This is a genomic window from Intestinimonas massiliensis (ex Afouda et al. 2020) (assembly GCF_001244995.1).
Taxonomy (GTDB): domain Bacteria; phylum Bacillota; class Clostridia; order Oscillospirales; family Oscillospiraceae; genus Intestinimonas; species Intestinimonas massiliensis.
On the sequence record NZ_LN869529.1, the window covers coordinates 1,540,636 to 1,561,988 of the forward strand.

General features: G+C 62.6%; 21 protein-coding genes. 6 read left to right on the forward strand and 15 right to left on the reverse strand.

The annotated features are described in order from the left end of the window. Positions 1–87: 87 nt before the first annotated feature. From malQ to BN2154_RS11295, 3 genes are read left to right on the forward strand one after another with little or no spacing between them, the layout of a single operon-like run. Positions 88–1,572 carry a 4-alpha-glucanotransferase gene (gene malQ, locus BN2154_RS11285; protein ID WP_050618870.1) on the forward strand — a complete coding sequence of 495 codons (1,485 nt, stop codon included), beginning with the start codon at positions 88–90 and terminating at the stop codon, positions 1,570–1,572. 16 nt (positions 1,573–1,588) lie between these two features. Next, positions 1,589–2,194: a sulfurtransferase-like selenium metabolism protein YedF gene (gene yedF, locus BN2154_RS11290; protein WP_050618871.1), complete on the forward strand. Its 606-nt coding sequence runs from the start codon at positions 1,589–1,591 to the stop codon at positions 2,192–2,194. Then, positions 2,194–2,460 carry a putative Se/S carrier protein gene (locus tag BN2154_RS11295; RefSeq protein WP_050618872.1) on the forward strand — a complete coding sequence of 89 codons (267 nt, stop codon included), beginning with the start codon at positions 2,194–2,196 and terminating at the stop codon, positions 2,458–2,460. The genes yedF and BN2154_RS11295 overlap by 1 nt, the downstream gene beginning before the upstream one ends. Positions 2,461–2,511: 51 nt before the next feature. Here BN2154_RS11295 and BN2154_RS11300 read toward each other — a convergent pair whose 3' ends face one another. From BN2154_RS11300 to BN2154_RS11365, 14 genes are all read right to left on the reverse strand, one after another. Beyond that, positions 2,512–3,030 carry a hypothetical protein gene (locus BN2154_RS11300; protein WP_050618873.1) on the reverse strand — a complete coding sequence of 173 codons (519 nt, stop codon included), beginning with the start codon at positions 3,028–3,030 and terminating at the stop codon, positions 2,512–2,514. Then, positions 3,031–3,525 carry a pantetheine-phosphate adenylyltransferase gene (gene coaD / locus BN2154_RS11305; RefSeq protein ID WP_050618874.1) on the reverse strand — a complete coding sequence of 165 codons (495 nt, stop codon included), beginning with the start codon at positions 3,523–3,525 and terminating at the stop codon, positions 3,031–3,033. Between the two features lie 42 nt (positions 3,526–3,567). Next, positions 3,568–4,158 (reverse strand): 16S rRNA (guanine(966)-N(2))-methyltransferase RsmD, encoded by a 591-nt coding sequence (gene rsmD / locus BN2154_RS11310; protein WP_256303998.1) that lies wholly within the window; start codon positions 4,156–4,158, stop codon positions 3,568–3,570. Beyond that, complete coding sequence (locus BN2154_RS11315; protein WP_195892344.1) at positions 4,139–5,407, reverse strand: DUF4358 domain-containing protein; 1,269 nt, start codon at positions 5,405–5,407, stop codon at positions 4,139–4,141. Before BN2154_RS11315 ends, rsmD begins: the two co-directional genes overlap by 20 nt. Before the next feature lie 2 nt (positions 5,408–5,409). Further along, positions 5,410–7,242: an excinuclease ABC subunit UvrC gene (gene uvrC / locus BN2154_RS11320; protein WP_050618877.1), complete on the reverse strand. Its 1,833-nt coding sequence runs from the start codon at positions 7,240–7,242 to the stop codon at positions 5,410–5,412. A gap of 209 nt (positions 7,243–7,451) precedes the next feature. Further along, entirely contained in the window at positions 7,452–8,294 is an 843-nt protein-coding gene (locus BN2154_RS11325) for a VanW family protein (protein WP_050618878.1), read from the reverse strand. Continuing rightward, positions 8,294–9,100 (reverse strand): EcsC family protein, encoded by an 807-nt coding sequence (locus BN2154_RS11330; protein ID WP_050618879.1) that lies wholly within the window; start codon positions 9,098–9,100, stop codon positions 8,294–8,296. Before BN2154_RS11330 ends, BN2154_RS11325 begins: the two co-directional genes overlap by 1 nt. Before the next feature lie 67 nt (positions 9,101–9,167). Then, positions 9,168–9,431 carry an HPr family phosphocarrier protein gene (locus BN2154_RS11335; RefSeq protein WP_033116234.1) on the reverse strand — a complete coding sequence of 88 codons (264 nt, stop codon included), beginning with the start codon at positions 9,429–9,431 and terminating at the stop codon, positions 9,168–9,170. 168 nt (positions 9,432–9,599) lie between these two features. Beyond that, positions 9,600–11,981, reverse strand: coding sequence for an endonuclease MutS2 (locus BN2154_RS11340; protein WP_050618880.1), 2,382 nt, complete (start codon positions 11,979–11,981; stop codon positions 9,600–9,602). 225 nt (positions 11,982–12,206) lie between these two features. Further along, the gene (locus tag BN2154_RS11345; RefSeq protein ID WP_050618881.1) at positions 12,207–12,881 is read right to left on the reverse strand and encodes an amino acid ABC transporter permease; all 675 of its coding nucleotides are present in this window, start codon (positions 12,879–12,881) and stop codon (positions 12,207–12,209) included. Positions 12,882–12,893: 12 nt separating this feature from the next. Continuing rightward, a complete protein-coding gene (locus BN2154_RS11350; RefSeq protein WP_094762490.1) occupies positions 12,894–13,640 on the reverse strand; it encodes an amino acid ABC transporter ATP-binding protein in 747 nt (248 codons plus the stop codon). A 17-nt stretch (positions 13,641–13,657) separates the two neighbouring features. Next, entirely contained in the window at positions 13,658–14,320 is a 663-nt protein-coding gene (locus BN2154_RS11355) for an amino acid ABC transporter permease (RefSeq protein ID WP_050618882.1), read from the reverse strand. 194 nt (positions 14,321–14,514) lie between these two features. Further along, positions 14,515–15,378, reverse strand: coding sequence for a transporter substrate-binding domain-containing protein (locus BN2154_RS11360; protein WP_050618883.1), 864 nt, complete (start codon positions 15,376–15,378; stop codon positions 14,515–14,517). 66 nt (positions 15,379–15,444) lie between these two features. Continuing rightward, positions 15,445–16,674 carry an ROK family transcriptional regulator gene (locus tag BN2154_RS11365; protein WP_050618884.1) on the reverse strand — a complete coding sequence of 410 codons (1,230 nt, stop codon included), beginning with the start codon at positions 16,672–16,674 and terminating at the stop codon, positions 15,445–15,447. 319 nt (positions 16,675–16,993) lie between these two features. Here BN2154_RS11365 and BN2154_RS11370 point away from each other — a divergent pair, with 319 nt between their 5' ends. The 3 genes from BN2154_RS11370 (at position 16,994) to xylB (ending at position 20,935) form a co-directional block, all read left to right on the forward strand. Further along, positions 16,994–18,166, forward strand: coding sequence for a M24 family metallopeptidase (locus tag BN2154_RS11370; protein ID WP_050618885.1), 1,173 nt, complete (start codon positions 16,994–16,996; stop codon positions 18,164–18,166). A gap of 124 nt (positions 18,167–18,290) precedes the next feature. Next, positions 18,291–19,466 carry an MFS transporter gene (locus BN2154_RS11375; RefSeq protein WP_195892345.1) on the forward strand — a complete coding sequence of 392 codons (1,176 nt, stop codon included), beginning with the start codon at positions 18,291–18,293 and terminating at the stop codon, positions 19,464–19,466. Positions 19,467–19,480: 14 nt separating this feature from the next. After that, positions 19,481–20,935 carry a xylulokinase gene (gene xylB, locus BN2154_RS11380; protein WP_050618887.1) on the forward strand — a complete coding sequence of 485 codons (1,455 nt, stop codon included), beginning with the start codon at positions 19,481–19,483 and terminating at the stop codon, positions 20,933–20,935. On the opposite strand, the gene BN2154_RS11385 is transcribed toward xylB, so the two are convergent. Further along, on the reverse strand, positions 20,932–21,303 hold the full coding sequence (locus BN2154_RS11385; protein ID WP_094762491.1) for a 5'-nucleotidase C-terminal domain-containing protein: 372 nt from the start codon (positions 21,301–21,303) through the stop codon (positions 20,932–20,934). The genes xylB and BN2154_RS11385 overlap by 4 nt on opposite strands. Between the last annotated feature and the right edge of the window lie 50 nt (positions 21,304–21,353).

The following is a 21,353-nucleotide window of genomic DNA, read 5'->3' on the forward strand; positions in this document are numbered from 1 at the left end:
CCATTGTAAAGCCCCGGCAAATCCCGTATAATGGTCTCCGCAGGACTTTCCCCCGCACCAAACCGCATCTGATTGGAGGCGCATCCCATGACCGGACGTTCCAGCGGCATTCTTCTTCCTATCTTTTCTCTCCCCGGCGGCTGCGGCGTGGGCTCCCTGGGAGGGGGCGCCCGAACCTTTGTAGACTTTCTTGCCGCAGCGGGACAGCGCTGGTGGCAGATTCTCCCCCTGGTGCCGCCGGGCAGCGGCAACTCCCCCTATATGTCCCCCTCCGCCTTTGCAGGCAACCCCTGGTTTCTGGACCTGGAGGACCTGGCCCGGGACGGCCTGCTCACCCCGGACGAGCTCCGGGAGGCCCGATATCCTGATCTGGACCGGGTGGACTATCGGTGGCTGGCCGAAACCCGCCTCCCCCTGCTGCGCCGGGCTTGGAAGCGAGGAAGGACGGCCTGCCGGACGGAGCAGGACGCCTTTCTGCGGGCGCAGGCCGGCTGGCTGCCCGACCACGCTCTGTTCACCGCCCTGCACGCCCACCTGGGCGCTCTGCCTCTGGACCGGTGGCCAGAGCCTCTCCGCCGCCGGGACCCGGAGGCGTTGGAGCCGTACCGAGCCCGGCTGGCCGACGAGATCGACTTCCAGGTGTTTTTGCAGTATCAGTTCTTCCGCCAGTGGACCGCCCTGCGGGCCTACGCCAGGGCCAGAGGAGTCTCCATCCTGGGCGACCTGCCCATCTACGTCTCAGCCGACAGCGCGGAGGTGTGGGCCCAGCCCCGACTCTTCCAGCTCGACGAGGCGCTCCGCCCCAAGGCGGCGGCCGGCGTGCCCCCCGACGCCTTCTCCGACGTGGGCCAGCACTGGGGCAACCCCCTCTATGACTGGGCCGGACACAGGCAGGCGCTCTTTACCTGGTGGGTGCGCCGGATGGAACACGCCGCGCTGCTCTACGACGCGGTGCGCATCGACCACTTCCGGGGCTTCCACACCTACTGGTCCATCCCCATGGGGGCCTCCACCGCCCTGGAGGGCCGCTGGGAGCCCGGTCCCGGCCAGGACCTGGTGGACCACCTGCGCCGGGAGGTCCCCGGCCTGGACCTGATCGCGGAGGACCTGGGGGATCTGGACGAAGCCGCCCGGGACTTTATCGCGGGCTCCGGCCTGCCTGGTATGAAGATCCTGATCTACGCCTTCGACCCCGTGGGCGAGAGCGCCTATCTGCCCCACAATTGCCCGACGGACGCGGTGGTCTACACCGGCACCCATGACACCCCCACCTTCGTCCAGTGGCTGTTTCAGGAGGCCAGCCCGGCGGAACGGGCTTTTGCCTCCGATTACCTGCGGCTCCGGGCCGACGAGGGCTTCGGCTGGGGGGCCGTCTGCGGCGCCTGGGCCGCCCCGTCCCGGCTGGCCATCGCCCCCCTGCAGGACGTGCTGGGCCTGGGGGCGGACGCACGGATCAACACCCCCGGCACCACCGGCCCCCACAACTGGTCCTGGCGGGTCCGTCAGGACGCCCTCAACTCCGACGTGTCCGGCCGGCTGAAACACATCACCCGTACCTACCGCAGAGGCTAAAAGGAGGAATCCGCTCATGTCCCAATGTATCGACGCCAAGGGCCAGCGCTGCCCTGTGCCCGTGGTCCTGGCCAAAAAGGCCATCGCCGCCGGGGAGACCAGCTTCACCATTGAGGTGGACGACCCCGCCGCCGTGGAAAATCTGTCCCGGCTGGCCGACCACCAGGGCTTCACCGTCGCCGTCCGCGGCCTTCCCGGCGGCGGCCATGCCCTGAATTTCACCCGCGCTTCGGGTGTGAGCGCGCCCACCGCCTGCCAGCGGGAGGCCGACGCACCCCTGCCCGGCCGGGGCTACGCCGTCTTTGTGGGCCGGGACATCATCGGCTCCGGCGACCGGGAGCTGGGCGCCAACCTGATGCGCATGTTTTTCTACACCCTGGCGGAGGGGGACGCGCTGCCCGAGAGCGTGCTTTTCATGAACGACGGGGTCAAGCTGCCCACCCTGGACGACCAGGTAGCCGCCCACGTCCAAACGCTCACCGACCGCGGGGTGGAGGTACTGGTCTGCGGCACCTGCCTCAGCTTCTACGGCCTGACCGACCGGCTCCAGGCGGGTACGGTGAGCAACATGTTCGACATCGTGTCCCGGATGCAGGCCGCCGCCAAGGTCATCACCCTGTGATGGAGCCGGACTACTGTCTGATCTCCTTCGCCTCCACCCATGCCGCTATCCGGGCCCGGCAGGCCCTGACCGGGGTCTGCCCGGCGGTGGTCATGCCGGTGCTGCGGGAGATCTCGCTGGGCTGCGGTATGGCCCTCCGCCTTCACCCGGCCCATCTTTCCGCCGCCCGGACCGCCCTGGCGGAGAGCGGACTCCCCCGGGAGACCTACGCCTTTTACCGGGTGACCGGCTCGGGCAAAACTCTGGGGGCCGAGCCACTGGAATAAGCGCAAAAAAGACGCGGGACCCCGCACGGGGTCCCGCGTGTGTATTTTCCGTTACTGCTCCGCCTCGGCGTCATAGACCGCGCGGCCCTGCGCCGCCGCAGCCCCGCCCGCCGCACCGGCGGCGGCCCGGAATCGGGCCCGGGAGCGCTTGATCTCCTCGTGGGCCTCGCTCACCGCCTCTTCCGTCCGGCGCAGAGCGTCCTCGCAGTACTCGTTGGCCGCCCGGCGCAGCTCCCGGCTGCGCTCCTCGGCCACCTTGACGATCCCGTTGGCCTTCTGCCTGGCCTGGGCCATCAGCTCATCCTCGTCCAGAAGCTGCTTGGCCCTGTCCTCTGCCTGCTTGCGGATCAGATCGGCCTCCCGCTTGGCGGAGGCGATATAGTCCGCCCGCGCCGCCAGCAGCTTCTTGGCCTCGCCAAACTCCATGGGGAACTGCGCCTTGATATCGTCCAGCAGGTCCAGGGCCCGGTCCCGCTCGATGATGCACTTCTCACTGCTCAGGGGTACGCTTTTGGCCTCGTCGATCATGGCAAAGAGCATATCCACCAGTTCTTCCACACCGGTCGCCATCTAATTTTCCCTCCTGCTGTCGTCCATTTTCTTTTTTACGTCCTCGATGATCTCCCGGGGCAGGAAATCGGACAGGTCCGCCCCATAACGCACCATCTCCTTCACCACCGTGGAGCTGAGATAGGTGTACTTCTCGTTGGAGGGCAGGAACATCGTGTCAATGTTGGGATTGAGCTTGCGGTTGACCACTGCCATCTGCACCTCAGCCTCGAAGTCGGAGAAGGCCCGCAGGCCCTTGACGATCACCCGGGCCCGGCGCTGCCGGGCATACTCCGCCAGCAACAGGGCGGAGGCATCCACCTCCACGTTGGGGAGCTGCTTCACCACCCGCCGGATGAGCTCCACCCGCTCTTCGGGCGAGAACAGCCCCTTTTTCTGGGAGTTCACCATGACGCAGACGATGAGCTTGTCGAAGCAGCGGGCCGCCCGTTTGATGATGTTCAAGTGGCCCAGAGTCAGAGGGTCAAAGCTGCCGGGATAAATGGCGATCTTCATGGACACACGCCCCCTATGGGTTTTGAACTGGTCCGGAGACCGTCACACCGTGCGCCGGCACGTGGTCAGCTTGATCTTGCCGTAGCGGTATTCCCGCCCCACCGCATAGGGGGCCGGCAGCTCCGGCAGGACCGTTTCCTGCGCACTTTCGCAGACTATTATACCATTTTCCGACACAATGTCAATCGCGGCAATGGTTTCCAGCGCCTTTTCCAGAAAACCGCTGGCGTAGGGAGGGTCCAGAAAGACCAGGTCGAACTTCTCCCGGCAGCCGGTGAGGAAGGCCAGATAGTCCCCCTGGACCACCCGGGCCCGGCCGGCAAAGCCGCAGTGGGCCAGGTTCTCCCGGATGAGGGCGGCGGCGTCCTTGCGCACGTCCACAAAGACGGCGGACTCCGCCCCCCGGGACAGCGCCTCGATGCCGAGCTGGCCCGTGCCGGCGAACAGGTCCAGTACCTTTCGCCCCTCGATGTCGAACTGGACGATGTTGAACATGGACTCCTTCACCTTGTCGGTGGTGGGCCGGGTGTCCATGCCGGACAGCTCCTTCAGCCGCCGGCCCCGGGCCTCTCCTGTGATGACGCGCATAGGTGCAGTCTCCTTTTCCTCAAATTTAGTCCGCCTTCCAGGCATACGCGGCCGCCGTGGCCTCCGGCACATTCCGATAGTCCCACTGATGGTCGGTCTCCCGCAGATAGGCGCTGGTCACGTTGAAATAGCGGTGATGTCTGCCGTTCCTGGCCGCACCGGTGGGGTCGTCCCAGGTCACGTCCACGCAGTACCACTCCCCGTCCAGCTTCACCATGTTCCAGGCGTGGTCCTCCCGGGAGCCGAAGGCCGCTCCGACCACGGTGATACACTCCACCCCGGACAGGTCCATCAAAAGCTGGAAGGTGCTGGAGTAGCCCAGACAGTTGCCGTAGCCCCCCACCAGCATCCCCCAGGGGTCCCGGTAGCCGGTGCGGCCACTGTGGTTGGGATTGTCATACACCGTGCGGTCATAGCTTCCCCACTCCACCAGCCAGTCATGTACCGCCAGTTCCATTTCATATGCGCTCATTCCCTCGGTGAGGACCTCGCCCAGCACCTCCCGGCACCGCTCCAGGATCTCCCGATCCTTGTCGCTCAGGCCGCTGTCGTCTCCGCTCTCCCACGCCCTTTGAATGGCGCTGGTGTCATAGAGCTCCATCACGGAGGCATTGGGCTGGACGTAGGGTACGAAGCCGCTGACGTCCAGGTCCGGGTTGAGCACCCCGGCGGGGGTGGGCTCCGGGTCAGGCGACGGAGAGGGTGGGCTTGCCGGCTCCGGCAGGGTCCGCGTGGGTTCCGGCGGCTCCGACGGACTCGGGGCAGGGTCCGGCGTCTGCGTATGTACGGGGGCAAAGACCGGCTCCCCGGCCAGAGCGGCCTCAAAGGCGGACCGGGCCGCGTCCATGTCCTCGCAGACCAGCAGGGCGGCAAAGCGCCCGACGGTCAGGACGGCGGCCTTGTCCAGCCGCTCGGCCTCCTCCGGGGCGTAGCCGAAAAAGTCCCCCTGGCGGCTCTGGCGGTAGACTTCCAGCCTCTCTCCCGCCGCCTGGGCGGCGTCTTCGTCGGGCAGCAGCACCACCGTGATCTCCCGGGCGTCCACGCCGGAGGCGGCATACACCGCCCCCTCTTCCCAGTCCTCCAGCCCGCAGAAGTCGGCCAGGTGGTCGGACAGGCCGTCCCCCTCCAGGGCCTCCAGTCCCTCCCGGTCGGGCTGGCTGTTCCAGACGGCCTGTGCCGCCTGCGCCGCAGTCACATCGGCGGCAGGCGTAATCTCCGCCCCGCCGCCCCCGCCGCAGGCGGCCAAAATCAGGCACAGCATCAGCATGGGGAGCAGCATGCGCAATCGTTTCATGGTCATGGCTCCCCCTCCGGCCGGTTGAAAAAGTCATACACGGCTCTGGCCGTGTTCTTGGGCACCGCCTCCTCCAGCTCGGCCAGAGAGGCAGCCCTGACGTTCTTTACGCTCTTGAAGCGTTTGAGCAGCTCGGCCCGGCGCTTGTCGCCCACGCCGGGGATCTGGTCCAGCACCGAGCCCTGGACCCGGTTCTTCCGCTGGAGCCGGTTGAACTCGATGGCAAAGCGGTGGGTCTCCTCCTGGATACGGCCCACAAAGGAAAAAATGGCCTGATTCTGCTGGATGCCGATCTCCCGCCCCTCCGGCGTCACCAGGGCGCGGGTCCGGTGCCGGTCATCCTTCACCATGCCGAACACCGGGATATCCAGTCCGTGGGCCTCCAGCACCCGGACGGCCACCCTGGCGTGGTTCTCTCCGCCGTCAATGAAGAGCACGTCGGGCAGATTTCCGAACTTTTCGTCCCCGTCCAGATACCGCCGGAATCTCCTCGTGAGCACCTGCTCCATGGAGGCGTAGTCATCGGCGTGCTCCAGGTCCCGGAGCTTGAAATGGCGGTAGTCCCGCTTCAGGGGTCGGGCATGGACAAAGACGGTCATGGAGGCCACGATGTCGGCGTCGCCGGTGTTGGAGATGTCGTAGGCCTCGATGCGCTCAGGGCCCCGCTCCAGGGCCAGCATCCGTCCCAGGGCCTCCAGCAGCCTGGACTGCCGTTCCTCCCGACTGGTGGCTCGCTCCACCTCCTCCACGGCGTTCTTGTTGGCCAGGCGGATGAGGTCCATCTTGGCCCCACGCCGGGGGGTCATCAGGGCCATCCGCCGTCCGCAGGCCTCGGAGAGCATCCGGAGCACCGGCACCTCGTCCTCGATCTCGCAGGGCAGCAGGATCTGCCGGGGCAGGCTGCCCCGCCCGCCGTAGTACTGCTTCACCAGGGCGGAGACGGTGTCCTCCCGCTCCTCCTCCATGGGCGTGTCGATGAGCTCCATGTCCTTGGCCGCCAGGTCGCCGTCCACATAGTGCAGGACCACAAAGCAGCTTTTGGCCTCCCCCCGGTGGAAGCCCACCACGTCGGTGTCGGCCAGGCTGCCGGCCACCACCTTCTGCCGCTTGCCCAGCAGCTCGATGGACCGGATGCGGTCCCGCAGCTCGGCGGCCCGCTCAAACCGCAGCTCGGCGGCTGCGCGCTCCATTTCGGCCTGGAGGTCGTTCACCACCTCGTCGTACCTGCCCTCCAGCAGCCGGACGGCCTGGTCCATGGCCTCGCCGTACCGGCTCTGGTCCATCTCCCTGCGGCAGTAGCCGTCGCACTGGCCCATACGGTAGTAGAGACAGGGCCGCTCCTTGCCGATGTCACGGGGGAACCGCTTCTGACACTGGGGCAGGCGGAGGGCGGCCTTCAGAGCGTCGATGATGTCCTGGCTGGCCCCCCGGCTGCCATAGGGCCCGAAGTACCGGGCCCCGTCCTCCGCCGGGCGGTTGACCAGGGAAAAGCGGGGGTAGGGCTCGTGCACCGACAGGCGGATATAGGGGTAGCCCTTGTCGTCCTTCAAAAGGATGTTGTACTTGGGCTGATGCCGCTTGATGAGGGAGCACTCCAAAATAAGGGCCTCGAACTCCGAGTCGGCGATGATGACGTCGAAGTGGTCGATCTGGCTCACCATGGCCCGGGTCTTTTCCGTGTGGGAGGCCAGATTGGCAAAATACTGCGACACCCGATTTTTCAGAGCCTTGGCCTTGCCCACATAGATGACCTCGTTTTTGGCGTTCTGCATGATGTAGACGCCGGGCTTCAGCGGCAGGCCGTGGGCTTTTTCTTTCAGTTCGTCAAAGGTCAATGGGATTGCACCACCTTGGTCTCCGTTCGGTGTATCGCGGCCTGCCGCATGGGCGCAGCCAACCGCGCGTCGGCGCGTTCAAGCGTTTTGGGCCGTGCCCAAAACCTTGCCGCAGGGTGAATTCACTTCACCCGAGGATGTCAAATCCACGGGGCCCCGCAGGATGGCGCATCCTGTGGGGATAGGCCGTGGGCTTTTCTTTCCGTTCGTCAAAGGTCAATGGGATTGCACCACCTTTCTTCCGGCAGCATGGGGGAATACATCATCAGAGCGTGGTTTTCACATACGAATTCATCCCCCAGCAGAACGCCCTTCAGGTCCAAAACCCGGCGGTACAGGGCGTTATGGCGGGTATAGCCGCCCCAGTATTCCCCCTGGAAATAGTGTTCCTTCTCGTACACCTCATAGCGGAGGGTCTGCGGAGCGCTGCACCGCCACTCTCCCTCCAGATGGGTGTCCGTCACCCGCAGCATCAGCCGCCATGTGTCGGGGGTATCGTTGCGGATGGTCAGATCCAGATAGTTGTAAAAGCAGGTGGCCCCGCTGCCGAAGGGCTGGGTCCGGTCCGCGTCGGGAAAGACGTCATACCCGTGCCGGTGCCGTTCGGTGACCGTAAGCGGCGTGTGGAGGGTCATCCAATAGAGGAGGTTGGAGCACTGGCACAGGCCCCCGCCCACGCCGGGGACCACCCGGCCGTTTCGCAGAAGCATCCCCTCCACATAACCCTTTCGCCGCGTGGGATTGCCGATGCTCCGCCAATAGGAGAGCGTCTCCCCGGGCAGCAGAGTCATTCCATCCAGCCGGGCGGCGGCCAGGCGCAGGTTTCGCACCTTGTTCTCCTGCATCCACAGGTCCACGTCCCGGAGCCTCCGTACCAGGGGCGTGGCGTGGGCCATCCACAGGTGGGGACAGTCGGGGGCGGTCCTCCGCCGGGCATAGGCCGTCCCGCCCACATGCCACCAGACCCATCGTCGGGCGCGGAAATACCGGACTCCCAGCCACATGCGCAGTCTTCCCCGAAGCACCGGCTCCGGCGTTATCTCCCTCTTCATCACAGCCCCCTCCGCTTTTTCTCCAAAAACCGCTTCTGGTATTTCAAATTGGCCACCTCGGTCACCCGGCGGCTGGCGGAAAAGTTGCAGGCGCCCCCCACCACGCCCACGACGGCAGTGCCCTGGATGAACTTCACCACCAGCATGGCGTCAGCCAGGGCCCTGGAGGTCTCCCCCATCTGGGCGTCCAGGTCAAAGGGCGGCCGCTCCCCGTGGTCGATGGCCCGCCCGAATCCGTCGGCCCGGTCGCTGTAGTCCTTCCGCTCCGCCCCCCTGGTCAGGGCGGCGCACAGCAGGAGCAGAATGTAGTAGCGCTCCTCCCGGGTGTCGTAGGGGAAACCATAGCGCAGGGCAGTCTGATACACCGCACGGAGAAGCAGGGTCATCAGGATGGGGATATCGGGCAGCCCCATCCCCAGCAGGCCCAGGGCGCAGCCCTCCAGGGTGGCCGCAGCGGTGGCCGCCGCTCCGCCCCGGCTGCCGCTCTTATGGAAGGCTCGGACGTGCTCGGCGCTGGGGTCCTCCTTGAGGAAGTATTCCCGGATATACCGCTCCCCCCGAAGCTTTTTCTCCGGTATGGTCTTTTTCAGCAGGCCGGTCCCCTGCTGGAACAGCACCTGAAAGGCGGTGTAGAAGGCGGTATCCAGAGTCCCCCGCAGCTTTTCCGGAATTCTTTCCTCGATTTTGGCCATCAGGCTTCCGCCGGGTGCGTTCCGCGGAGCGCGCACCCGAAACAGCTTGGCCTCCCGGCGCCGGATGGCGTCCAACTGGCGGTTATACTGGTTGACATAGGGATTGATCGGCATGGCTCACCCCTCCCGAGGTGAAAAAAAGCGCCGCTCAACGCGGCGCTTTTTCTAGAGTTCGAAGGTCTTACTCCGAGAAGTTGGACGAGATGAGTTCGATGAGCGCCTCCACGGCCTCCTTCTCGTCGGGTCCGTCGGCGATGAGGTTGATTGCGGTGCCCTTCACGATGCCAAGAGAGAGGACACCCAACAGGCTTTTCGCATTTACTCTGCGCTCATCCTTTTCCACCCAGATGGAGCTCTTAAATTCATTGGCCTTCTGAATGAAGAACGTGGCGGGTCTGGCGTGGAGACCTACCTGATTGTTCACGACCGCCTCTTTGATATACATTGTGTTCTCCCCCTCAAACAAAAACATTGTTTGCACCTCTATAGCATACCAAATTTGTGTCAAACCGTCAATGACATTTTGCACAAATTCCCGCAAGGCCCTTTGCACTTTTCACAAACAAAACCATCGATATGACGATATCCCCTGTTTTTGCCCTGTTTCCATAACCTATTTCAGCTCCACCACCGTCACGCCGTCCTCGCCTTCGCCATAGCGGCCGGGCCGGAAGGTCTTGACGTAGCGGCTGCGCCTGAGGTGCTCCCGCACCGCCTTACGCACTGCACCGGTGCCCTTGCCGTGGATGACGGTGACCTGGGTCAGCTTGCCCATGACGGCGCTGTCCAGGAACTGGTCCAGCACCCCGATGGCCTCGTCGGTCATCATGCCCCGCAGGTCCACCTCCGGCGAGGCCCCCAGGGAGCGCAGCTTGTGCTCCGCCCGCTGGACGAACCGCTGGGCCTCCTTCTGGGTCTTTTGGGCCTCGCCCTCCACCACTCGCACCTCCGACTGCCTGGCGGTGATCTTCAGAATGCCCGCCTGGAGCTGGAGCCCTCCGTCCCTGTTCACCGACAGCACGGTGGCCCGGGTGCCCATCTTTACCAGCTCCACCGTGTCCCCGGCCGCAGCGGGCCGGGTGGGGGGCGGCGGGGGCAGGTCCTCCCGTCCGCCGCCGATGGCGTCTTCCGCCTCGTTGAGGCGGCGGCGCAGGCCGGCCCGGCGGTCGTTCTGCTCCTGCCAGCTCGCCTCCTTCTCCTGGCGGCGGCGCATATCGTTGAGCTCGGCAAAAACCTGATCGGCGGTGTCCCGGGCCTCCTGGATGATGGCGCGTGCCTCGGCCTGGGCCTTCTCCACCGCCTTGGCCTTCTCCTTCTCCAGCCGCTCTCGGTACTCCCGGGCGGTCCTGGCGGAGTCCTCCATCTCCCGGCGCAGCTTCCGGGCCGCATCCTTTTCCCGCTCCATCTCCTGGCGCTGGCGGTCGAGCTGGGTCAGCACATCCTCAAAACGGACGTTCTCCGCGTCGATGCGCTCGGCGGCCTTGTCGATGATCGCCTGGGGCAACCCCAGACGGCGGGAGATGGCAAAGGCGTTGGACTTGCCCGGCACGCCGATGAGCAGCTTATAGGTGGGGGCCAGGGTCTCCACGTCGAACTCGCAGGAGGCGTTCTCCACCCCCCTGGTGGTCATGGCGTAGACCTTCAGCTCGGCATAGTGGGTGGTAGCGGCCACCAGCGCCCCCCGCTCCCGGGCGGACTCGATGATGGCGGCGGCCAGGGCCGCGCCCTCCACCGGGTCGGTGCCCGCTCCCAGCTCGTCGAAGAGGATCAGGGTCCCCGGCCCGCACTGGCCCAGGATGCCCACGATATTCACCATGTGGGAGGAGAAGGTGGACAGGTTCTGTGCGATGGACTGCTCGTCCCCGATATCGGCCAGCACATGGTCAAAGACCATTACCCGGCTGTCGTCGGCCACCGGGATGTGGAGACCGCACTGGGCCATCAGCGTCAGAAGGCCGATGGTCTTGAGGGTCACGGTCTTGCCGCCGGTGTTGGGGCCGGTGATGACCAGCGTGTCGAAGCCATCCCCCAGCCGCAGGTCGTTGGCCACCGCCTTGGCCGGGTCCAGCAGGGGATGGCGTGCCTTTTTCAGCTCGATACCGCCCCGGCCCAGCCTGGGCTCGCTGGCATCCATCCGGGTGGACAGCTTGGCCCGGGCAAAGATCACATCCAGCATCACCAGCAGATCGTAGTCCTGGATGATATCCTCTTTATGCCCGGCGCAGTCGGCGGAGAGCTCCCGCAGGATGCGCTCGATCTCCTTTTCCTCCCGGGCCTGGAGCTCCCGCAGCTCGTTGTTGGTCTTGACCACCCCCATCGGCTCGATGAAAAAGGTCCCGCCGGAGCCGGACACGTCGTGGACCAGGCCGGGGACGTCGTTTTTGTGCTCCGCCTTCACCGGCACCACATACCGGCCGGAGCGCATGGTGATGATGGACTCCTGGAGGTACTTGGCCTGAGAAGAGGAGATCAGCTTTTGCAGGATGTCCCGCACCTTGGAGGCCGAGGCCCGGATATGCCGCCGAATGTCGGCCAGCTCCGGGCTGGCGGCGTCGGCGATCTCGTCCTCCCCCAGAATGGAGCCGGAAATCTTGTCCTCCAGGAAGCGGTTGGCGGTCAGGGAGACGAAAAGGTGGTCGATGCAGGTCTTCTGATTCCCCTCCCCGGTGGCGTAGTCCCGGGCGGACCGGGCGCAGCGCAGCAGGGCGGCGATGTCCAGCAGCTCCCGGGTGTTCAGCGCGCCCCCCATGTAGGCCCGCTGGAGGGCAGCGGCCACCGGCTTGACACCGGACAGCGACGGCGTGCCCCGCAGGACCAGCATACTCAGGGCCGCCGAGGTCTCGGCCAGTCGGCGCTGCACGTCGTCGGCGTCCGTGAGTGGCCGCAGGGCCCGGCAGCGCTCCTTGCCCTCCTCTGTCACCGCCTGGTCGGCCAGAAGGCCCAGCACGCGGGGCAGTTCCAGAGTCTGAATGGATTTTTCAAACAAATCGGTCATAGTTCCTGCTTTCCTTCCAAGCATCGTGGCAGTCGCCTGCAGGCTTCCACCCAATCGCATTGGATATACCTGATGGATTATATTTATCATAGCCTGTTTTTGCATCCGATGCAATACTTCATGCATCGTTTTCTCTCCGCAGATTGCACCTTCTGCCTTGGCCCACAGCAAAAGAGCGCTCCCGGAACAGCTCGTAAGCTGTTCCGGGAGCGCCCAGGTGCGGCGTTATTTTTTGGCCTTTTCTATGGTCAGACCGGGAATCTTGATCTTCTTCTCCGCCACGGAGAAAATGATGGTCATCACGCCAATGATCACCAGGTAAAAAATCGCCACAGTGGAGTAGGACTCAATGGTGTTGTAGAACCGAGAAATCATGATCTTGGCCTGGGTCATCAGCTCGGGCACGGCAATCAGATAACACACTGACGTATTTTTAATCATGGAGATGGCCTCGTTGGCCCAGGTGGGCAGGACGATACGGAAAACCTGCGGCATCAGGATCACGCGAATCGCCTTGAATTGGGACATCCCCAGGGCCCGTGCGGCCATCATCTGACCGGGGCCGATGGAGAGGATGGCTCCCCGGAAATATTCGATCTGATAGGCCGCCGAATTCAGCCCCATGGTCAGGCAGCCGGCCACCATGGGAGAGAGCACCAGGCCAAACTGGGGCAGACCGTAATAGACGATGAAGAGCTGCACCAATACGGGCGTGCCTCGCATCAGTTCCGAATAGGCCAGGCTGAAATTGCGCAGTATCTTACCGCCATAGACTCTGGCAAAGGCCAAGGGTATCCCCACCGCTAGGCCCAGGAGCAGGGAGATGGCCGACATCTCCAAGGTAATGAGGGCGCCCCGGCAGAATGCGGGAATGGCAATTTCCAGAAAGTTTACATTCATAATAACCCCTCCTCAGTCGAACTGGCTTTCAAACTTACCGAGGAATTGGCGGGCACGTTCGGTCTTGGGATGCTCGAAAAACTCGTCAGGCGTCCCCTCTTCCACGATCACGCCGCCCTCCAGAAAGACAATGCGGTTGGCCACACGGCGGGCAAAGTGCATCTCATGGGTCACGCAGACCATAGTCATGCCCTCCTGGGCCAGCTTCTGCATGACCTCCAGTACTTCGCCGATAAGCTCCGGGTCCAGGGCCGAGGTGGGCTCGTCGAAGAGCATGACCTCCGGGTCCATGGCCAGAGCACGGGCAATAGCCACCCGCTGCTTCTGGCCTCCGGAGAGCTGGCCGGGGTACAGATCCAGCTTGTCGCCTAAGCCTACCCGCTCCAGCTCAATCCGGGCCTTCTCCTGGGCCTCCGCCTTCTTCACGCCCAGCACCTTAGTCAGCCCCACCGCCACGTTGTCGATGGCCCGCAGGTGGGCGAACAGGTTAAACTCCTGAAACACCATACCCAGGTGCTCACGGGCGTGATTGATGTTGACCTTGGGGGCCGTCAGCTCCTGACCACTGACCCACACATGGCCTTCGGTCGGAACAGTAAGGAGGTTGATACAGCGCAGCAGCGTACTCTTGCCGGTGCCGCTGGGCCCCAGAAGGACGACTACCTCAGATTCGTTGACAGACAGATCAATCCCCTTCAGAACCTCACTTTGGCCATAGGACTTTTTAATGCCTTCCAGACGGATGATTTCTTTACCCATTTTACATGACCTCGCAGTTAAGAAATGTCGGGAATCGCCAGGCGTCTTTCCACTTTGCGCAGCGCAAAGTTGGTCAGGTAGGTGCAGGCGAAGTAGATGAGCGCAACGGCAATGTAGACCGCAAAGGGCTGTCGGCTCCGGGCAATTTCATACTGGGCCAGCCGCATAATCTCGACCACGCCGATGATATACACTAGGGACGACGCCTTGATCACGCCGGCGGCCTCATTGGCCCAGGAGGGCAGGGCCCGGCGCAGTGCCTGGGGCAGAATGATGTAAAAGACCGCCTTGAAATGGGACATTCCGATGGCGCGGGCGGCCATCATCTGGCCGTAATCCACCGACTCGATGGCGGAGCGGAAAATCTCCAGTTGATAAACGCAGCTTATGACCGCCAGAGAGAGCGTACCCGCCCAGTACGCAGAGATGTTGATTGAACCGGCGATGACGAAGTAGAGCAGCAGGAGCAGGATGGTCTGGGGGATGGCACGGAACACCGCACTGAAGATCGTCATAAGCACCTGGACGGCCCGCCCGCCGTATACCCGCAGGAAGGCCAGCAGCAAACCGCCCACTGCTCCAATCACGAGGGCCAGGGAGGAGACCGAGAGGGTCACCGAGATACCGCCTAAAAGATAGGGGATCAGATATGTAAATAATCTGTTGAATGTCAGTTCCATAAAGACCTCTTCCCATGGGTCCGGGTAAACACGAAACAAATCCCCGCACACATGCGCTGCGCGGTCAATTCAGCCGGGACATGCGCGCCTGTGCGCGCCGATTCGTTCCGTCTCTCCCTGGTTTTTGAGGGCCGCAGCGGGCGGAAATGCCCGCTGCGGCGATGGATTTTGGTTGGTTGCCGATATGGCGTTACTCAGTCCACTTCCCACTTCAGGGCCAGCTCGTCCAGGAAGCCCTCTTCACGCAGGTCGTCCAGGATACCGTCCAGCTCGCCGAGCAGCTCGGGCTGATTCTTGGGGACGGCGATGTTCTCGCCGGTGCCAAAGAAGGAGCACTCGTAGATAATCTTGACGTTATACATGCCCTCAAAGACCTTGGCCTGGTTCTTATCGCCGGCCACCAGGTCGATACGGCCGGCCTCCAGGTCCAGAATCATGTTTTCAGGGGCTTCATAGCGGGAAACCTGGGAATCCTTCATCTTTCCGGCGTCCACCAGACCGGTAATGTACTGGTCGGGCAGGGTGCCGCTCTGCACGCCCACGTTGTAGGCGGCGATGTCCTCCATATTGGCGATGGAGATATCGGAATCCTTTTGAGCAATGTATACGTTCATCTGCTGATGATACATCTGGGTGAAATCGACCTTCTCCTTGCGCTCTTCCTTCGCGCCCATGGAGGCGATGGCCACATTGACCTTACCGGTCTGGACAGCGGCCACCAAAGCGTCGAAGGCCATATCCTCGATCTGGACCTCGACCCCCATGCGGGAGGCAATTTCATTGATTAGGTCCATGTCATAGCCCACGTAGTTGCCGTCGGCATCAATGGACTCCCAGGGGGCGTTGGTGGCGCTGGTGCCGACCACCATCACGCCGGAGCTCTTGATCTGGTCCAGCAGGCTGGCGGTACCGGTCTCGGCGGGGGCGCTCTCCGCGGGTGCGCTGGCGCTGGGGCTGGGGCTCTGGGACGTGCTGTTGCTGCAGCCGCTCATCATGCCGAGCATACCCACGATGACGGAAGCGCAGAGGAGCAAGGACAGTGTCTTTTTGGCTTTCATGATGTTTCCTCCTGTTTTAATTGATTTTTCTCTTTTATAGCGAATAGCGACAGGGCTATTTACTATTCAAGTCCCGACGCAGAGCATATTGTTGTGGCCGTGCGGGTCGCCGATTGGACTAGTAAAAATCACATGGAAGGCAGCCTCCGCCGCGCCCACCAGGCTGGCCCGGCTACCCAAAACCGTGAGTTCCACCTTCAGTTGGCGATAGATCAGCTCAGGGAGACGCTGGCGCAAAATCTTCTTTATGGGCTCCAGCACGATATCCCCCATCTCGGAGAGCAGCCCGCCGATAACGACGACCTTTGGGTTATAGATATAGACCACGTTAAACAGCCCCAGAGCCAGCACGGCGGCCGCCTCCCGGGCCAGCCGGACGGCAAATGCGTCGCCCGAGTTGGCCGCGGCCACGATGTCCTCCACCGTCACCTTGTCGGCACAGTCCCCCGTCAGCTTGCGCAGCAGAAAATTGTCCTGCGCGCCCCAGCTCTCCTGGGCACGCCGGATCAGCATCTGGCCGCCGCAGGATTCCTCCAGATTCCGCAGGAAAGGGTTCCCCTCGCCGGTAAAATTAATGGTGTTTCCGATCTCACCCGCCATGCCCCAGCCGCCTCGGAACAGCTCCCGGTGGGAGATCACCCCGGCGCAGATGCCCCAGGAGGTAGTAACATAGACCAGATCGTCCACCGAATCGTCGTAAACCGTTTTCCACTCGCCCAGAGCTGCCAGCCTGGCATTGATATCCAGCCCCACCGGCACGGAGTAGCGGTCGGTCAGGAGCTGCCGCAGGGGAATATTCTCCCACCCGAAGGTGGTGGAGGACAAAATGGTACCGGTGTTGCTGTCGATCAGTCCCCGGACGCCGCAGTAGATCAGCATAAGGCGTTCCTTGGCGTGTAGAAAGGCAACGCAGTTGTCAATGGCCTCGTATAAACCATCCAAATAGGCGCGTCCATGGATGGGAGCCACGTACTGAAAGATCATCTCACCGCAGAAGTTGAATACCCCGGCATTGGCCTTGGTTTTGCTGAAATCCACGCCGATGACGTATCCCGCCAAGGGGTTGACCCGGATGGTGATGGGCTTCCGGCCGCCGCTGGAGTCGCCGTAACCCGTCTCCAAAACAAAGCCGTCTTCAATGAGCTGTTTGACGATCCGTGAGACCGCCGAAAGGCTCAGCCCAGTCATTCCGGCCAGTTCAGTCCGGGAAATGCTCTTCTGCTCATGGATAATCTTCAAAACATGGATGCGGTTCGCATCACTCAGCGTTCTGAGGTCGATTCCGCCCTTGGACATACGGCACCTCCTGCAAGCTTTCTTTCTTGTTATTAGAAAGCAAGTAAGTTATAATTATACTACCATCTCTCCACAGCGATGTAAAGTTACAATCGTTTAATAATTTAGCCAAATAAGACAAATATATTTTGTTTTAATCTACAAATTTATTTAGTTTTTAGAGTGTTTAGGAAAAATTGACTGAGACGCCCTTTACAAACTAACGGGTGTATGCTATATTAAAAGTCACTTTCAACCATCTTTCAATAAAGTTTTTTCTATAGCAGCAGTAGGTTTGCGGGGAAAGACGGGCTGAAATGAAAAATTGAGGTGTGCTTTTATGGTAAAAACGATCCCCGACAGCGATTATTTTGAGAGGATACATCGTCTTCAGGCCAAGATGGCCGAGCGGGACCTAGACGCGGTCCTCTGCTATGCCGATACCGGCGTGTATGAAAACGTCTTCTACCTGAGTAAATACTGGCCGCTGTTTGAGGTGGGCGGCGTTTTGGTGGGCCGTACCGGCACGCCACTGGTGCTGATCGGCGGCGAGGCCCCCGAGTTTGGCGGCCAGACTCCCTTTGGCATGGACGCCGTCCGCGGCTGCTCCGCCTTCGGCCACACCAGCGGGCCGGTGCGCGACTGGATCGGCGTGACATATCACAGCCTGAGTGAGCTGTTTGGCGAGGTCACCGGCGGCAAGGGTGTCAAACGTCTGGGCCTGGCTGATTACAACATCACCCCGCACCCCCTCTATGAGCAGATCTGTGCCGCCGTTCAGCCCAGCGGCGAGGTCATCGACTGCGGCGACCTGCTCATCGACCTGCGCATGAACAAGTCCGCCTATGAGCAGGAAATGGTGCGCGAAGCCTGTCTCCTCTCCCAGAAGGCCTTCAACGACGCTCTGGGCAAAATCCATCCCGACATGACCGAGTACGAGCTGGAAGGTGTGCTGGCCGCCGAGCTGTATAAGAACGGCGGTGAGGGGCCCTCTTTCCCTATCCTGTGCTACTCCGGCTACCGCAGCCGCAGCGGCATCGGCCGCAGCACCCACAACAAGCTGGGCCGCGACACCCTCATCAACATTGACATCGGCTGCCACTATGCAGGATACGCCTCTGCCTACGGCCGCCCCATCCTTTTCGGCAAGATGCCCGACTCCATGAAAAAGGAGATTGACTTCATGCTGGACCTCCATGAGCGGCTTATCTGCGAGTGGGTCAAACCCGGTATGACCTCCGAGGCCGTCTATCAAAAGTATTACGACTGGTTCGTGGACCACGGCTATGGACCTCCTCCGGCCAGTGCCTCCCATGGCATCGGCGTCTTCGAGGGGGAGCCCCCCACGTTCCGCTTCAACAACCCCACCGAGCTGAAGCCCGGCATGACCATTGCAGGCGACCACTTCTTCCGCTCCAAGGAGTACGGGTTTCGATTCGAGGACTGCTACCGGATCACCGAGACCGGCACCGAGCTGTTCACCCGGGACAACTGGCGCTGCATCGAGCTCTAATCCCAAACTATCATCCCTCTTTTCTGGGAATGGCCGCTGTGTACTTGCACGGCGGCCATTTTCCAAATCTCCCGCAAGGAGTTGAGACGGCCCCATGTCCACAATCACACCGTCCTATTCGCTTATGCAGGGAGCGGAATGGGCGATCGACGGCTGCCTGTACTGTTACAGCAGCGTATTCCTGCTCTCCTGTGGTCTAAACAACACCCTCATCGGAGTCCTACTGGGAATTGCTGCCGGGCTCAGCTTTTGGGGACAGATCTTTTTTGGTGAACTGTTGAACCGCAGGGGCCGCAGGGCACTCAGGGGTTTTTTATTGCTGGGCGCCGGGGTCCTGCTGGCGGACAATCTGATTCTGCTGGCGGGCATCCCCAGGGGGGGCGCCGTCCCCCTGTTTCTAATCAACTGCCTGCTGCTGCAGCTCTTCCCGGCCTTTCTCAACTCCGCGGCCATGTGCGAGATCCAGTTTGGCGTACCGGTCAACTTTGGCGTCGGACGGGGCACCGGCTCTCTGGGCTACGCCCTCTGCTCGGTAATCGTGGGGCGCCTACTGCTGCGGTTCGGCACCTCCGCCATGTTCTGCGTCGGAGCGGCGCTCTCCGCGGCGCTGCTGGTCGGTATCCTCTGGTTCTTTGCCTCGGCCGACGCCTACCGCGCCCAGCGGCCGGGCTTCCTTCCTCCCCCATTGCCTCCAGAGGGAAAGACGCCCGTCCGGCGGGGATTCGACGTCTCGTTTCTGCGGACCTACCGGCGCTATACCCTGCTGCTGGGCGGGTGTGTGCTTCTGATGATGGGACACACTTATATGTCCAACTTTATCTATCAGATTGTGGCCTTCAAAGGTGGAAATGAGGAGGCCACTGGCGTGGCCTCCGCCATCGCCGCCTGCGCGGAGGTGCCGGTGCTGTTTCTTTTCGGGCGGGTCATCGGAAAGCTGCGCTGCGACCAGTGGCTGAAGCTGTCCTGCGTCCTTCTGACTGCAAAAATGCTCCTGGCCTATTTTTCTGGAAATCTGTTTCTGCTTCAGTCCACCGAGCTGCTCCAGTTAGGATATGCCCTATTCGTCGTGAGCAGCGTGTACTACACCGGTGCCGTCATTCCGCACCGAGATGCTATCAGCGGCCAGGCCTATCTCAACGCGGCTTCCACCTTGGGCGTGCTGCTCTCCCTGCTGACCGGCGGCATACTGCTGGACTGCTTTGGCGTACCCGCCCTGCTGCTGACGGGAGCCGGAGCCCTGGCCGCCGGCACTGTCATCCTGTTCTGCTCTGCAGAGCCCGCGCCGCCGCAGACATGCTGAAAGGGGAACATACTATGCTGTATATCGGAATCGACTTAGGCACTTCTGCAGTCAAGCTGCTGCTGATGGAGCAGAGCGGACGCGTGCTGCGGACCGTACAGCGGAGGTACCCTCTCTCGTTTCCCCGGAACGGCTGGTCAGAGCAGTCGCCGGAGGACTGGTGGTCCCAGACCTGTGCAGGGACCCGAGCCCTTCTGGAAGGGTTCGACCCCGCCGCGGTGGACGGCATCAGCTTCGGCGGGCAGATGCACGGTCTGGTCCTCCTGGACTGGGAGGATCAGGTAATCCGGCCGGCCATTCTCTGGAATGATGGTCGGGCCGTCCAGGAGACCGCCTGGCTCAACCGGGAAATAGGGGAGGACCGGCTTTCCGCCCTGACCGGCAACATCGCCTTTGCCGGTTTTACCGCCCCCAAGCTCCTGTGGGTCCGCGCACACGAGCGGGAGCGTTTTTCCAGAATTGATAAGATCATGCTACCCAAAGACTTTTTGGCCTATCGCATGACGGGCGTGCACAGTACAGACTATTCCGACGCGGCCGGCACGCTCCTGCTGGATACCGCCCATAAGCAGTGGTCGGCCGAAATGTTGCGGATCTGCGGGATTCGTGCAGAGCAGCTTCCGGTGCTCCGGGAAAGCTGGCAGGTCACCGGCACCCTGCGGCCGGAGGCGGCCCGGGCACTGGGACTGCCGGAATCTGTGCGGGTGTGCGCCGGGGCGGGAGACAACGCCGCGGCCGCCGTTGGCACTGGCACCCTGACTGACGGGAGCTGCAATCTCTCCCTGGGCACATCGGGCACCCTTTTTATCACCTGCGATCAGTTCCGTCTGCCCCAAAATCACGCCCTGCACGCCTTTGCCCATGCCACCGGCGGCTATCACCTGATGGGCTGCATGCTCAGTGCCGCCGCCTGCAACCAGTGGTGGATGGAGAACATCCTGAAAAGCGGCGACTTCAGCGGCGAACAGGCGCACGTTTCCCAGCTAGGCAACAATCCCGTACTGTTTGCTCCTTACCTGATGGGGGAGCGCACCCCCCACAACGATACGGCGGTCCGGGGCGCCTTTGTGGGGCTCTCCCTGGACACCTCCCGGGGGCAGATGACCCAAGCGGTGCTGGAGGGCGTGGCCTTTGCGTTTCGGGACGCGCTGGAGATCGCCAGATCCGTGGGAGCGGAGGTCCGGCGGGCCACTGTCTGCGGCGGAGGCGCCAAGAGTCCGGTGTGGCGTCACATCCTGGCAAATGTACTGAACATTCCTATGGATTACATTCAGACCGAGGGTCCGGCCATGGGAGCGGCCATGCTGGCGGTCAAGGGCTGCGGCGCCTGCGGCAGTCTGGAGGAGCTGGCGGCCAGGACGCTTCAGGTCACGGACACAGCCTTTCCGGATGCTGAGATTGTACGTCGGTATGAGGCACGCTATCCAGTATTTCGGGCCCTCTACCCGACCCTGCGCACCCTGACTTAGAATCCTTTTTTCAAAATACACCTGCGGCGGCCCAGGACCTGAGAGATGTCATAGGTGAAGGAGAAGCCCGATGTCTGGGGGAAGGCGTCGGAGCCCCGCGCCGGATCGATGCGCTCCGCCGCGTCAATGGCAGTGCCGCTCACGGCCTGTTCCATCAAGTGATAGAGCTCTCCGGCCGTAATCGTGACGGATACCACCTGACCATCTACGGCAAAGACCTGGTAGACATCGGCCAGGGTGATGGTGCCGCCGGGCAGGCTGTTTCCCAGATGTCCCCCGCAGGCGATGGCCACGTCGGTCTGCCCCGCCTGTCGGAAGGCACCCGCTGTCAGAGCCCCCCAGGGCCGTCTCCGTGACCCTGGCCCCATAGGACTGGGCAATAGCCCGGGGCGTCATGGCTCCCTCGCTGACGGCGACC

Coding starts and splice junctions, on each gene's coding strand:
- BN2154_RS11295 (WP_050618872.1), top strand. CDS start 2,194: ATGGAGCCGGACTACTGTCTGATCTCCTTCGCCTCCACCCATGCCGCT.
- BN2154_RS11335 (WP_033116234.1), bottom strand. CDS start 9,431: ATGTATATCAAAGAGGCGGTCGTGAACAATCAGGTAGGTCTCCACGCC.
- BN2154_RS11315 (WP_195892344.1), bottom strand. CDS start 5,407: ATGAAACGATTGCGCATGCTGCTCCCCATGCTGATGCTGTGCCTGATT.
- rsmD (WP_256303998.1), bottom strand. CDS start 4,158: ATGCCTGGAAGGCGGACTAAATTTGAGGAAAAGGAGACTGCACCTATG.
- BN2154_RS11355 (WP_050618882.1), bottom strand. CDS start 14,320: ATGGAACTGACATTCAACAGATTATTTACATATCTGATCCCCTATCTT.
- BN2154_RS11330 (WP_050618879.1), bottom strand. CDS start 9,100: ATGCCGATCAATCCCTATGTCAACCAGTATAACCGCCAGTTGGACGCC.
- BN2154_RS11300 (WP_050618873.1), bottom strand. CDS start 3,030: ATGGCGACCGGTGTGGAAGAACTGGTGGATATGCTCTTTGCCATGATC.
- BN2154_RS11350 (WP_094762490.1), bottom strand. CDS start 13,640: ATGGGTAAAGAAATCATCCGTCTGGAAGGCATTAAAAAGTCCTATGGC.
- BN2154_RS11370 (WP_050618885.1), top strand. CDS start 16,994: ATGGTAAAAACGATCCCCGACAGCGATTATTTTGAGAGGATACATCGT.
- yedF (WP_050618871.1), top strand. CDS start 1,589: ATGTCCCAATGTATCGACGCCAAGGGCCAGCGCTGCCCTGTGCCCGTG.
- BN2154_RS11345 (WP_050618881.1), bottom strand. CDS start 12,881: ATGAATGTAAACTTTCTGGAAATTGCCATTCCCGCATTCTGCCGGGGC.
- BN2154_RS11360 (WP_050618883.1), bottom strand. CDS start 15,378: ATGAAAGCCAAAAAGACACTGTCCTTGCTCCTCTGCGCTTCCGTCATC.
- BN2154_RS11365 (WP_050618884.1), bottom strand. CDS start 16,674: ATGTCCAAGGGCGGAATCGACCTCAGAACGCTGAGTGATGCGAACCGC.
- malQ (WP_050618870.1), top strand. CDS start 88: ATGACCGGACGTTCCAGCGGCATTCTTCTTCCTATCTTTTCTCTCCCC.
- coaD (WP_050618874.1), bottom strand. CDS start 3,525: ATGAAGATCGCCATTTATCCCGGCAGCTTTGACCCTCTGACTCTGGGC.
- BN2154_RS11325 (WP_050618878.1), bottom strand. CDS start 8,294: ATGAAGAGGGAGATAACGCCGGAGCCGGTGCTTCGGGGAAGACTGCGC.
- BN2154_RS11385 (WP_094762491.1), bottom strand. CDS start 21,303: ATGGGGCCAGGGTCACGGAGACGGCCCTGGGGGGCTCTGACAGCGGGT.
- BN2154_RS11375 (WP_195892345.1), top strand. CDS start 18,291: ATGCAGGGAGCGGAATGGGCGATCGACGGCTGCCTGTACTGTTACAGC.
- xylB (WP_050618887.1), top strand. CDS start 19,481: ATGCTGTATATCGGAATCGACTTAGGCACTTCTGCAGTCAAGCTGCTG.
- BN2154_RS11340 (WP_050618880.1), bottom strand. CDS start 11,981: ATGACCGATTTGTTTGAAAAATCCATTCAGACTCTGGAACTGCCCCGC.